The 12,566-nt window shown below is 37.1% G+C and carries 12 protein-coding genes and 1 pseudogene; 3 read left to right on the forward strand and 10 right to left on the reverse strand.

The genetic code is table 11. From position 1 onward, the window contains the following. Positions 1-52: 52 nt before the first annotated feature. Complete coding sequence (gene sbmA / locus ACG916_RS00005; protein ID WP_419330104.1) at positions 53-973, forward strand: peptide antibiotic transporter SbmA; 921 nt, start codon at positions 53-55, stop codon at positions 971-973. Between the two features lies 1 nt (position 974). Next, positions 975-1,155 (forward strand): annotated as a pseudogene (locus ACG916_RS00010) (3-oxoadipate CoA-transferase); the annotation flags it as partial. 294 nt (positions 1,156-1,449) lie between these two features. Here ACG916_RS00010 and phnX read toward each other — a convergent pair. The 8 genes from phnX to ACG916_RS00050 form a co-directional block, all read right to left on the reverse strand. Beyond that, positions 1,450-2,265, reverse strand: a complete 816-nt coding sequence (gene phnX, locus ACG916_RS00015; protein ID WP_336951607.1) for a phosphonoacetaldehyde hydrolase — start codon at positions 2,263-2,265, stop codon at positions 1,450-1,452. A 194-nt stretch (positions 2,266-2,459) separates the two neighbouring features. Next, positions 2,460-3,593, reverse strand: coding sequence for a 2-aminoethylphosphonate--pyruvate transaminase (gene phnW, locus ACG916_RS00020; RefSeq protein WP_419328583.1), 1,134 nt, complete (start codon positions 3,591-3,593; stop codon positions 2,460-2,462). 55 nt (positions 3,594-3,648) lie between these two features. Then, positions 3,649-4,803 carry a TIGR03364 family FAD-dependent oxidoreductase gene (locus ACG916_RS00025; protein ID WP_419328581.1) on the reverse strand — a complete coding sequence of 385 codons (1,155 nt, stop codon included), beginning with the start codon at positions 4,801-4,803 and terminating at the stop codon, positions 3,649-3,651. Between the two features lie 114 nt (positions 4,804-4,917). Then, positions 4,918-6,633, reverse strand: coding sequence for a putative 2-aminoethylphosphonate ABC transporter permease subunit (locus ACG916_RS00030; RefSeq protein ID WP_419328579.1), 1,716 nt, complete (start codon positions 6,631-6,633; stop codon positions 4,918-4,920). Continuing rightward, positions 6,627-7,820 (reverse strand): ABC transporter ATP-binding protein, encoded by a 1,194-nt coding sequence (locus ACG916_RS00035; protein ID WP_419328577.1) that lies wholly within the window; start codon positions 7,818-7,820, stop codon positions 6,627-6,629. Before ACG916_RS00035 ends, ACG916_RS00030 begins: the two co-directional genes overlap by 7 nt. Before the next feature lie 72 nt (positions 7,821-7,892). Beyond that, complete coding sequence (locus ACG916_RS00040; protein WP_419328621.1) at positions 7,893-8,894, reverse strand: putative 2-aminoethylphosphonate ABC transporter substrate-binding protein; 1,002 nt, start codon at positions 8,892-8,894, stop codon at positions 7,893-7,895. A gap of 149 nt (positions 8,895-9,043) precedes the next feature. Then, positions 9,044-9,778, reverse strand: a complete 735-nt coding sequence (locus tag ACG916_RS00045) for a UTRA domain-containing protein (protein ID WP_410549091.1) — start codon at positions 9,776-9,778, stop codon at positions 9,044-9,046. Between the two features lie 178 nt (positions 9,779-9,956). Beyond that, complete coding sequence (locus tag ACG916_RS00050) at positions 9,957-10,232, reverse strand: hypothetical protein (RefSeq protein WP_419328575.1); 276 nt, start codon at positions 10,230-10,232, stop codon at positions 9,957-9,959. 481 nt (positions 10,233-10,713) lie between these two features. On the opposite strand from ACG916_RS00050, the gene ACG916_RS00055 reads away from it, so the two are divergent. After that, positions 10,714-11,250, forward strand: a complete 537-nt coding sequence (locus ACG916_RS00055) for a DUF4189 domain-containing protein (RefSeq protein WP_336951620.1) — start codon at positions 10,714-10,716, stop codon at positions 11,248-11,250. Positions 11,251-11,715: 465 nt separating this feature from the next. On the opposite strand, the gene ACG916_RS00060 is transcribed toward ACG916_RS00055, so the two are convergent. Next, positions 11,716-11,850, reverse strand: a complete 135-nt coding sequence (locus tag ACG916_RS00060) for an HNH endonuclease (protein ID WP_419328574.1) — start codon at positions 11,848-11,850, stop codon at positions 11,716-11,718. A gap of 277 nt (positions 11,851-12,127) precedes the next feature. Continuing rightward, the gene (locus ACG916_RS00065) at positions 12,128-12,469 is read right to left on the reverse strand and encodes a hypothetical protein (RefSeq protein WP_419328572.1); all 342 of its coding nucleotides are present in this window, start codon (positions 12,467-12,469) and stop codon (positions 12,128-12,130) included. Positions 12,470-12,566 lie beyond the last annotated feature (97 nt).

Consider the following 12,566-nt stretch of genomic DNA (forward strand, 5'->3'; position numbering starts at 1 on the left):
GACCAGCTACCACAACAAAATAAGGTAGCTTAACTAGAGCAGAGTATCACTTATAAATAAGCTTTTAGTTGTTCAAACATGTGGGACCACCTCTCAAGTAAGCGTCGTAATCAATGCTTGGTATCAACCATTCTATAACCTTATTCAAAACATGTTAGAAAATGGTGGAGGTGATATTAAAGAACTCTATATGGGAACAATTACTTTCTTATTGATTGCTCTAGTTGCAGTTACTTTAGCTGTAATCAATTCTTTTTTTACCAGCCATTATGTATTTCGTTGGCGCACAGCTATGAATGAATATTATACCAAGCACTGGCAAGAACTACGTCATGTAGAAGGTGCTTCCCAACGTGTTCAAGAAGATACCATGCGTTTTGCAACAATTTTAGAAGACCTTGGTGTAAATTTTATTAAGGCGATCATGGTCCTAATTGCTTTCCTGCCTATTTTATTTGAACTTTCTAAACAAGTAACAGAATTACCACTGGTTGGAAATATTGATCATTCTTTAGTCTGGGCAGCAATCATATGGGCAATATTCGGTACAGTTTTACTTATGCTGGTCGGGATTAAATTACCCGGTCTACAATTTAATAATCAAAAGGTTGAAGCGGCTTATCGCAAAGAATTGGTTTATGGAGAGGATCATGAGCAACGGGCACAACCTAAAACATTAAAAGCACTATTTGGAAGTGTTCGGCAAAACTATTTCCGATTGTACTTTCATTACACCTATTTTAACCTTGCAAGCATCTGGTATATTCAATTAGATATTTTGTTTAGCTTATTCGTTTTATTTCCATCCATTGCAGCTGGAAAAATGACATTAGGACTCATTACCCAAATTACCAACGTTTTTGATCAAGTACGTCAATCTTTTCAATATTTGATTAACTCTTGGAAAACAATTATAGAGTTACTTTCCATTCACAAACGCTTAAAAGCTTTCGAATCAATTTTAGATAAATAACATTAAGACTAAATTATCTTATCCTGTAACAGCTTTGAAATGTGTTGATCGTCTTTATACTGATCTTTGTGTGATTGATGTGGCTGAGAAAGGTGTGAAAGTCATTGAAAACGTAGACAGTTTAAGCTTTGACGAATTGCAGTCGATAACTGGATGCGAAGTTGATTGATGTAACTATATAAAACCTCCCTTCGTCCCTCATGAAAGGGGGAGTAACTTAAATTGCAAAACATTGAATGGAAGCTATTAGGCAACATAAGTTTTATAAGCATAATTTTGGAAAACCGTACTCACTTCCTTATAAAATCGATTTAACTCATAGCTTGGTCTACCACAAACAACCAAGCAAACACTCAAGTTAATTAAACAATTTCTCATGGATTCATCATTTTCATGCAGCATGAGGAAATTAAAAAAAGAATTGATACTTCAGCACTAAAAAAATACCAGTCATAAAGACTGGTATTCATCATCTGTTAAGGCTTTTCACCATTTGCTAAACGCTGTTCAATCGCATCCAATACCGCAGGTAAGTCAGCAATACTATCAATCACATAATGTGTACCTGAAGCATTCATTTTTGCGTATGCTTTTTCTTTTAAACTTAGTTGTTCAGACGCTGAAAGTGCAGACCATTCTTCGAAGCTTAGCCCCACTTCATTCCCACTAACGGCCAAACCCACAGTCCAACAACCAGCGTTTAAACCTTCTTCGATGCCGACCACTGTGTCATCCACTTTCACCACATTTTTAACATCTAACACATCAAGTTCGATTAAGTTTTTCCACAACATTTCAGGATATGGACGACCATGTTTCACATCACTGGCTGTGATAGTACAGTCAGGCACATAGCCTTGATCAGCTGCATCTTGCATCAATTGACCAATCATCATCGAAGCATAACCAGTATTACTGCCAATTTTTGCACCACGGGCACGAATATCAGCAAATGCCTCTAATGCCCCCGGAATCAATTTTGAGCAGCTTGGGATGCTTTTCAATTGGTATGGAATAAAGTCCTGATATAAACGGTCAATATCCGCCACAGTCACTTCAGCACCATGTGCCTGTTTCCACGCATCTGCAACACGTGGCATTTTCAAAACTGCCGCAATGTGATCGCGTTTTTCCAAACCCATTGGCGCACGTGCTTCTTCAATTGAAATTTCAACTTTATTATCTGAAAATAAGGCCATAAATGCTAAAATTGGTGCACGTGAACCAAAATCTACTGTTGTACCTGCCCAATCAAAAACCACGGCTTGTAATGCTGAAGTTGAAGTGTTCATAAGTTTGTCCTATTCATTTCTCAAAGTTAAAAATAGCTATCTTGCGTAAGTTGAGTTTTGCGTAATATTTAATTTCAAATGGAAGCGCCCGCTCCTTTCAAAGGAGATAGCTAGGGAGAGGATTTATAATCTCCCCCCATCCAAACCTCCTTCCTGAGCCATAAATGGCGCAAAAATGAAGTTGTGAATTCCAATCAAATTCGATAGTGCTCAATCGCTGTTAAAAGTCGTTCAATATCATCTAAATAAATCTCTCCGATATTGCCGATACGGAAGCAATTTAAATCGGTGACTTTGCCGGGATAGATCACAAACCCTGCTTGTTTCAGATTTTCATACAAGGCTTGAAAGCTAAAATCGACTTCATTTGGATATAAAAATGTAGTGATAATTGGAGATTGTGGTGCGTCTTGATCTAAGACCATTTCAAAACCAAGCGCTTGCATACCTGCAGCTAAACGTTGTTGATTATGGAAATAACGCTGATAACGAGCGGTTACTCCACCTTCTTGTTCTAATTCTAAAAGTGCTTGATAAAAAGCACGCACCACATGAGTGGGTGAAGTAAAACGCCATTTACCATTATGCTGTTCCATGGTGTTCCATTGGTCATATAGGTCTAAACTGACTGAACAAGCCAAACCTTTGCACGCTTGTAATTGCTCACGTTTTGCCAAAATAAAACCAAAACCTGGTACACCTTGGATGCATTTATTGGCACTTGAAATCAAGAAATCAATTTCAAGCTCTGCAATGTCCATTGGTACACCACCAAAAGAACTCATCGCATCGACAATCCACACTTTGTTTTTGGCTTTGACAATGCGTCCAATCGCTTGAATTGGATTTAATAAACCTGTGGTGGTTTCGCAATGCACACATGACACATGAGTGATATTGTCATCTTCAAGTGCTTTTTCGATATCAGCCAGTTGAGGGATTTGCATTTCAGGGTAGCGTAATTCCACCACGTCAATTTTTAAACATCGAGCCATTTGCACCATGCGTGCACCATATGCCCCGTTATTGATAATTAAAATTTTACCATCCTTTGGAATCGCCGAACCTAACACTGCTTCTACAGAGAAACTCCCACTGCCTTGCATCAACACAGCACTATATTGTTCAGGTTTTGCAGTTGCCAACGCCACCAAACGACTGCGGATCTCCTGAACCAATGCGTTATATTCTTTGTCCCAAGTACACCAATCACGTTGCATCACACGACGCACACTTTTCGAGGTAGACAATGGTCCCGGTGTCAACAGTAAGTATTTATTTTCAACATCGTTTTCAATTGTGTTTGCAAGTTCAATTTGTGCGTTCATTTCGCCTAACCTTGTTCAATTTCATACAGTATAAACAAATCTGGTTTAAACCAGATTACAAAATATAATTTTCTAACATTTCTTTCATAAATCCTGCGCCTGTGGTCATGCCTTTGCCTGCAATCGCACTAACAAGGAAAATATTGGTTTCAGCTTCTATCACACATGCCAATTCCGTAGGATGAGTCAGATAGTAACCATTCCAACGAGATTCAATTTCAGGTAGTTCTAAGCCAATATTTTCTTTGCAATATTGCAAAATGAATTGGTTAATTTCTTCACGTTGATTAAATTGTGGTATCTCTTCAATCGGATAATATTCATGGCTATCGCCCAAAATAATTTGTCCGAATTCATTTTGTTTAATCAGGATGTGAATACCGTATTTTTCAACTAAACCGATTTGTGATTCATTGCGTAAATCTTGATGACTAGGGCAAATCTCAAAAGCGGGATAACGAGAGATCGACAATCCTGAATAAATCGAAGCTTTAAGATTGACTTTTAGCGGTTTGGTTAATGCCATTTGTAAAGTACAACGTAATAAACCTTTTTGTTGTAAGAGCTCGGGATACAACGATTGTGTCTCTTCACCATGACAAATCATGACTTTATTTGCGGTAAATGTTTGACCTGATGCCAAGCGAATATGCGCCATGCCTTGATCAAAGTTCGTCAATACCACAGAAGCATTGCAATGAATGTGTACACCAAGTTTTTCGGCATATTGCAACAAACGCAATCCCACCAAATGTGGCTCAAGTGAATAATCTTCATGAAACACCATACCGCCACGTAGCGCAGTTTCTGGGTTTAAATAAGCATATTGATCAAACAGTTGCTGCTTAGACAATAGACTTACAGGAATCTGATAATCAGCTGCAGCTTGAGCAAACTCGTTTAATACTTGCCATTCAAGTTCAGTATTGGCGAGATACAAGCCGTTTCGCTGTTGAAACGAAATATCGGTTTGTGCCTGAATCCGTTGATAAAATTCACGGGTCGCCAAAGCATATTCACGCCATTTCGCATCAGGACGGCTTAGAGTCGAAGTCCCAACCATGCCAAAGTTACGGCGAGTCGCACCTATAGGTTGTGCATATTTTTCAAAGACTTGCACCTTTAAACCTTGCTCTGCCGCTTGGATTGCAGCCGATAATCCTAAAATGCCTGCACCGACAATAATTAAGTCAAATTGTGCTGTATTCATTGTCTTTTCCACCTTATCTACCTTTTTTAGGACGCAAAATCCCCAGCGCCTAAAAGAAAGCGTTCAATTCAAATGATTTAGTTAATTAAAAAGATTGACTAAAAGATCAATTTGTTATGAATGTGTTTGCTCATGCCAACGTTGTGTCGATACCATCATTTTCCGAGTGAATAACCAATGCAGCAACTTGACTGCACATGAGGTGAGTAAAATCAAAATACTCATCGCCACAGCTGCCACGGTATCACCTGCATCATCCATATTCAGCACCGCCACCGATGCCAAATTGGTATCAGGTGAATAAAGGAAAATCGCAGCTGAAACAGTTGTCATAGCATTGACAAATAAATACACCAACACATCACACAGCGCAGGAAAGGTTAAAGGCAAATATACTTTGCGGAACATTGTCCAATGTGAAGATCCTAAACTTTGTGCAGCATGATCAAGTTGATTCGGGATCTGTTGAATCGCATGCGTTAAGGTCAAATGTGGCACGGTGTAATAATGAATAATGGTTGAAATCACCAACAGCGTCATCGTACCGTAAACGAAAGATACAGGATTTTGCGGTGCGTTAAAGAACAAGATATAAGCAATACCCAACACCAAGCCCGGCACAGCCAAAGGCAATAACACCAAGGCTTTTACATAGTTTTTTAGCAAAGGATGTGCTTTAAAACGGGTACTAAATAAGGCAATGATGAAAATTATCATCGTACCGAAAACTGTACTAAACAATGCCAATTTTATTGAGTTAAAATAACTTGACCAACCACCACCATCAACATAGTCAAAACGATAATGATTTAAGGTCATTGACAAATCATAGGGCCAATAGCGAATGAATGATGCGAGAATCGCAGTCACAATAATCAGTAAAATACCGCCTGAAATCACCCCACAAAATACAGTTAATGCTTTTTCAATTCGAGGATTGGCACGCAAACGATAAGGCTGAATTTGGAAATTTTGATAGCGTTCCTGATGGCGACTTTGGTATCGATCAAAAATGAATGCCAACACCGCAGGACAGAGTAACAGAATCGAAATGACGGCACCCATGTTCATATTTTGTTGACCAATGATCTGCTTATATACATCCAAAGCCATCATATTGAATGACCCTCCAATCACTTTGGGAATCCCGAAATCGGTAATGACATAAGTAAATGCCACTAGACAGGCACTGACTAAACCATAGCGAATCGCAGGAAAAGTCACAGCGCAATGGGTTTGTAGTGTATTTTTTCCTAAAGCATGAGAAGCCTCAATTAAATGTTGATCAATATGGCGAAATGCACCCATCATCAACATGACCATGGCAGGAAATAGCCAAAAGCAATAACTGATCAAAATGCCTAGTGGACCATAAATTTCCACCTCTCCCAGCATGCCCTTAAAAACACCTTGCTGACCAAATAAATATACCAAAGCCAATGAAGGCAGAAGTGAAGGCGCAAGAATCGGTAAAAATGCCACGGTTTTAAAGAAAGCTTTGCCTCGAATATTGCAATTGATCAATGCAAAAGCATAAACACTTGCCAAGCTCACCGTAATCAACATGGCTGTAATGGCGATCCACATCGAATTAAAAATCGATGAGATTAAGGCCGGATTGGAAAAATAAGCTGTAAAGTTATACAACCCAACAAATTGATGCTGTTCATTTAAAAATGCGCTTTGCATCAATACGATTAAGGGTGCAATCAAACTCATGGTGAATAGAATTGCTGCGACAAACAACACCGCACTTGAACGCAATGAATAACGAAAACGATGTGCTGTTTGACTACTTAATAAAGCATCTGCAGCAGACTGATTTAACATCTCGCATGCCCTCGTGAATCAAACACATGTAAGTCACGAATCGGCACTTGCAGATACATTCCATCTTGCACCACCGCCATATGTTGATGATCCACATCAACTTGCAACATATTGTCATCTGCCTGATCTTGGTTTTGCATCACGCAAAATAGACGACGTTTAGCACCTAAAAACTCAGTATTGACAATATGTACAGCTAAATTTAAATATTCAGTAGAAGGTTCATTTCCAGCAACTAATTTGACATTTTCAGGTCGAAAAGCGATTTCATAATGTTCATCTTGGGCAAAGCTTAAATGTGGAAATTCAATAAAAGATTGCTCATTGATTTTTAAATGATGCGTATCGACCACTACTGTCTGTATAAAATTCATCGAACCAATAAACTGTGCTACAAAACGAGTTTGCGGTTTGTAATAAATATTATGTGGCGTATCGAGTTGTTCAATCACACCTTTATTCATCACCGCCACACGGTCAGAAATACTTAACGCCTCTTCCTGATCATGCGTAACCATGATCGCAGGCAAATTTAATTGACATTGAATGGTACGAATTTTTTGGCGGAGGTTTAAACGTACCAAAGCATCCAAAGCGGACAAAGGTTCATCCAACAATAAAACATCAGGATTGGGCGCAATTGCACGGGCTAAAGCCACACGCTGTTGCTGACCACCTGACAATTGATTGGGATATTTTTCTGAGATATTGGGCAATTCAATTAAGTTTAATAATTCATTGATACGAAATTGAATCTCTTGCGCTGACCAGTGTTTTTTATGCAAACCAAATGCAATATTTTCCGCCACAGTTAAGTTTGGAAAGAGTGCATAGTTTTGGAAAACAATGCCACATTTACGTTTTGCAGTATTAAAATGGGTAATATCAATTTGTTGTTTAATCACTTTGCCATAATCAGGCTGTTCAAGCCCAGCAATGATGCGTAGCAATGTTGTTTTACCACAACCTGATGGACCTAAAAAACTAACAAATTCACCTGCTTTCAAGTCAAGGTTAATGTGTTCCAAGACACGGCTTGAACCAAAAGATTTTTGAATATCCATCACTTCAAGCACTGTTTTTGATTCTGCCATTTTAAACGTTCTTAAAGTTGAGAGCAGATGCCCTGCCGAGTTTGGCATGTCTTGCCCTGTCCTACTATTTTGTAAATGCGATGGAATTTGCATACTGCACCTAGTTTTTAATCGTTAATTTTGAATAACTGATTCTGAATAGCTTTTTGTGTGTATATGATTCAATTACTTTTCAAATTTTGCTGACCATTGTTTTAGAATTGATTCACGCTGTTCAGCTGCCCAATAAAAATCATTCTTCACCAATTGCTGCGCGAGATTTTTTGGGAAGTCTTGGTTTTTGCTATGAACATTTTGATGTGCCACCATTGAAAAGTTTTGTGCATAAGCTTCATTGGCAGCTTGGCTAACACTCCAATCAATAAACTTCTCTGCACTGCTGAGTTTTTTCGTACCTTTGACAATAGCTGAGGCTTCCATTTCCCAACCTAGCCCCTCTTTCGGATAGACAATTTCTAAAGGTGCACCACGTGATTTCAGCTTAAAGCCCGGATAACCAAACGAAATTCCGATGACCGTTTCACCTTGAGCCGCCATCTTGCAAGGCTTCGAGCCTGAATGCACATACTGAGAAATGTTTTTATCGAGTGCCTGCATATATTGCCAAGCTTGTTTTTCACCAAAAATTTGTATCCATGCAGTCACATCCAAATAGCCTGTGCCACTCGATGCCGGATTTGGCATCACGATTAACCCTTTATAAATTGGTTTAGTCAGGTCTTGCCATGTTTGCGGAATCGGAAGTTTTTTCTTTTCCAATTCAACAGTATTGACACAAACAGCTGACTCCCAAGCAGTCATGCCTGTCCATGTTGGAATGTCGTTTTGGCTATAAAAATCAGTTTTAAGTTGTTCAATATGCTTCGGACGATACGGTTGCAATAAGTCTTTTTTTTCCATGACCAATAAACTGGTCAAAGCAAGTCCCATCACTACATCGGCTTGTGGATTCTTTTGTTCTGCTAATAATTTTGCGGTGATCACACCTGTCGAATCACGCACCCATTTTACTTTTAATTCAGGATGTACTTTGCGTAATTCCCATTGATAACGCTTTAATTGATCCGCTTCAACCGCGGTATAGACTGTGATTTGCTCAACATCATTCGAGGTTGAAGACGTGGTGCATGCTGTGCTGACACAAGCAAAGAGAATACTTGTGCCCATAGCGAGGAGCTTTTTTTGCTGCTGTTTCAGATACGGGCTCATTATGACATTCCTAACGAATGCTGCTTCTTGATAGCCTGTATTTCAACAAAAGTTTATGACAATTTAATTAATCTGGTTTAAACCAGATTAATTATTTTAATTCTATATTATGACGCTTCAAAATGTAAATCGAGTACATCATGTAACCAATATTCTTGGTCAACATCGGTAATCACTCCATTTTGATCGCAGTTGGTACGGCAAATATATAACCCCATACTACCAACATTGACATGCAAAGCTTTGGCTTGTTGTTCTGACAATACCGTTGGATAAAGATTAATATGCGCTCGGGTCAATTGCCGTTGATAATGCTCTGCCATCAGAGTCGTAATAGAACCTTCTAATTGTTGTTCTAAGAATTGAGGAAATAAACTTGCATTAATACGTAAATGTTCAACTACCGCAGGACGACCATTGATACTACGACGTCGCCACATCGAATAAATATCATCACCCACCGAAATTTTTAAATGTGCTGCATCCCAAGAGGTCGCTTGCAGCAATTCCGCAGAAATCAATTCCGTACTTGGTACACCCCCTTGCTCAGTCACATATTGGTTAAAACTTTTAGTCGATTGCGGCCGGTAAATAATTCGTGGCGCACGAACAAACCAACCACGGCGATCTAAACGATAAATCAGACCATCCATTTCCAAAGCCAATAATGCTTCTCGAACTGCGACACGTGTAGTAGCAAATTGTTCCATCAACACACGCTCTGAAGCGAGTTTGGTATTGGCACTCCATTGCCCAGACTCAATCTCATGGGCAATAGCATCTCGAATGGCAATATATTTGGGAATACGTGGAGAAGTCGTTTCTTGAACAGGCATACACATTTATTTTGTGAAAATTTCTTCTAATATACTCAAATATCGTGTCTAAGCGATGACATTTTTAAAATAAGCATAGTTCATACACAAATTTTATGTTTTAAAAAGCTCATCTTTTGATGAGCTTTTGGAGATCACAATGAAATGTGTTGAGTCAAAAAGACTCATGATTTTTCTCAAAGAATTACTTATTTGTTTTGTTTGGCATCTCCATATTTGAATGATTCATATCCCTCATCGAAGAAGGCATATTGGTCATTTTTGAATGATCCATTTGTGACATTTCTGAAGCGTTTCCATGCTGATGTTGCGTTGAGTTATTTGTTTGAGTTTTAGGATCATTGTTTGTTTTACAATTTTTTTCACATTTCTTTTGTTTTTTGTCTATTGGCTGTTCATCGACTGTTCTAGTCAATACTTTGTCTTCATCCTCATGTGCCCATGTTTGAACTGTGGTCATTAAAGCACCCATACAGATTAAAGCTTTTACACTTCGACTAAGTACATTTCTCATGAGTTTCTCTCAGATTAAGTTTGTTCACTTTTACAATAAAATAATTTGCCAAACTTTAAAGTGACATGAAAATGATATTTTAGTCAGCCAAAACTATATGAGCTTTTATAAAACAATCTGCAGCATATGATCACAGTATAAGTACTTTGGTGTTCTACTCATTCAATCAACTCAAAATGGGGGTTTTCCGAACGATTTGTTTTTTCTATAAAAAAGAAAGCCAATGTTCATTTTAATGCCACATCAATTCGCTAAATTATTGCATTAAAAGACGGAACTAAAAATTTTAGGTACTATACTTTCTACCGAGAATACACTGACATTTAAAAACACAAGAGAACCTAGTATTATTTTAAAATATAAAACTCATACAAAAAAATTCATAGTATTTTTATCATTAATTTCTGATTTTAAAAGGGCTTAAAGAATGATATTGACAAATAATCAGTTTTTTTATTTATCCATTTTCTTTATTCTTATCATTTATTTAACTATTGAGAATGCACATGCTGAAGGGAATTGTCCTTCAGGCTATTATCCTATAGGTGGACAAGGTGTTCAAGGTTGCGCACCTATTTCAGGCGGAGGAAGTGGTGGATATACAAATCAAAATCCAACGTTGTATCCTCAGATTGAAACATTATGGGGTGCGATTGCAGAGGATAAAAGTAAAGGCTTAAAAGGGCGTCCAATTGGTTTTACAAGAAATTTTAAATCTAAAGATGAGGCACAAGCAAAAGCATTAAAAGCGTGTCAACAGGATGGCGGACAAAAATGTGAAGTATCTAAAACTTATTCTAATCGCTGTGTTGCTATAGCTGATCCAATTAATGATGGTCAAAAATCAAAAATTTTACTTGATTTTTCAGAGGATGGTGCTAAAAAAGGTGCATTAGTGTTTTGTTTAAGTGAAAATTTACAGCCTTGTCGTATTGTATATTCTGGTTGTAGTATTGGAGATTAGATAATAAATAATGAACGTATTCAAAATACAAATTATGAAATAGATTTTGAAATCGCCAGATTAAAACGATCTCGATGAATCACACAATTACCTCATCTCTTTTAGACAAATTTCTGAATAAATTAAAAAAATCCCTTGTATCAACAAGGGATTTTTAAATATTTGGCGGAAGCGCTTCATACTGTCTAAAACTGTCTGACATAAAATTATTTTTTAATAACTTAAAATAAAAACCAATCCAACCGATCAGTTTTAAAACTTAAAAAATTTAAATCTCGCTCATCTTCTTTTTATAAATATTTTAAAAATAAAAAACATTTTCAACTGGGGCTAAAGCATCATGATCTTTTATTAAATTAATATAACTCATCGGAAAGTTATATCCTAAACTACTCTCAACTTCATGTATTATATCTAAGGATAGTTGTCCGCTATCATCATAAACTCGCATCTTATTTACCTATCTTAATAATTATCACTTGATAAAGAATTTTGCCCCGAATGAGGAACAGCCTTATTCGAATGAATAGAGTTTGGAACTAATTGCATATTATTCGGCGCTGACTGTCTATTATGATACCAAGTATAATCAGGGATCATCTTTAATTACATTCCACATATCTTTTGATTCTTGAATCATTTGTCCTGTGTAACTTTTTATCTCATCTAGCTTAGTTTTAAATATCACAACATCATCAAAAATTGCTAAACCTCGACTATGAAATGGTGCAATTTATAACTCTGGATTTTAATATTTACCAAATTCTAAATCTATCCACTTAATTTCCGAAAATTTACTCTTAAAAAAATACCCTCCAAATTAGACTATAAGTGTCCAACTTTCAGGGTGCAATTCAAATTTTAGAGGTTTTTAACATTAATCATTAAATTCATCCATACATGATTGTATTTCATAAATAAACTGCGTTTTCGCTTTACCTTGCTCATCTATAGTTAATATAAACTTTCTCCAATCACCACCTGTATGTGATTGCATTTCATCATGAAGTTGTTTACACATTCTATCAATATTATGTTGGGCAACATCATCTTCCTTTGGTGATAATGTTTTTCCTTCATTTTCATACCACATACTGATAGAACGCCAACCTTCATCAGGATTAAATTTATATTCCAAATGAGCAGATTCATATAAACTATCACTTGAATAATGCAATAATTTAGCTAACTCATTCAAAATATTAATTTGAGCTTCCATTATTGTCCTCCACCAGCTTTATTCTCAAACATTACAGGATCTAGCTTTTTACCATCTATAGGAAACTCTACAAAAACTTTGTCTGGTCTTAATGAAT

The organism is Acinetobacter legionensis (genome assembly GCF_048552295.1).
In the GTDB taxonomy this organism is placed as follows: domain Bacteria; phylum Pseudomonadota; class Gammaproteobacteria; order Pseudomonadales; family Moraxellaceae; genus Acinetobacter.

Excerpts from the sequence above, each read along its gene's own strand:
- phnX (WP_336951607.1), bottom strand. The coding sequence starts at position 2,265 with ATGAACACTTCAACTTCAGCATTACAAGCCGTGGTTTTTGATTGGGCA.
- phnW (WP_419328583.1), bottom strand. The coding sequence starts at position 3,593 with ATGAACGCACAAATTGAACTTGCAAACACAATTGAAAACGATGTTGAA.
- ACG916_RS00025 (WP_419328581.1), bottom strand. The coding sequence starts at position 4,803 with ATGAATACAGCACAATTTGACTTAATTATTGTCGGTGCAGGCATTTTA.
- ACG916_RS00030 (WP_419328579.1), bottom strand. The coding sequence starts at position 6,633 with ATGTTAAATCAGTCTGCTGCAGATGCTTTATTAAGTAGTCAAACAGCA.
- ACG916_RS00035 (WP_419328577.1), bottom strand. The coding sequence starts at position 7,820 with ATGCAAATTCCATCGCATTTACAAAATAGTAGGACAGGGCAAGACATG.
- ACG916_RS00040 (WP_419328621.1), bottom strand. The coding sequence starts at position 8,894 with ATGGGCACAAGTATTCTCTTTGCTTGTGTCAGCACAGCATGCACCACG.
- ACG916_RS00045 (WP_410549091.1), bottom strand. The coding sequence starts at position 9,778 with ATGTGTATGCCTGTTCAAGAAACGACTTCTCCACGTATTCCCAAATAT.
- ACG916_RS00050 (WP_419328575.1), bottom strand. The coding sequence starts at position 10,232 with ATGACCACAGTTCAAACATGGGCACATGAGGATGAAGACAAAGTATTG.
- ACG916_RS00055 (WP_336951620.1), top strand. The coding sequence starts at position 10,714 with ATGATATTGACAAATAATCAGTTTTTTTATTTATCCATTTTCTTTATT.
- ACG916_RS00060 (WP_419328574.1), bottom strand. The coding sequence starts at position 11,850 with ATGATCCCTGATTATACTTGGTATCATAATAGACAGTCAGCGCCGAAT.
- ACG916_RS00065 (WP_419328572.1), bottom strand. The coding sequence starts at position 12,469 with ATGGAAGCTCAAATTAATATTTTGAATGAGTTAGCTAAATTATTGCAT.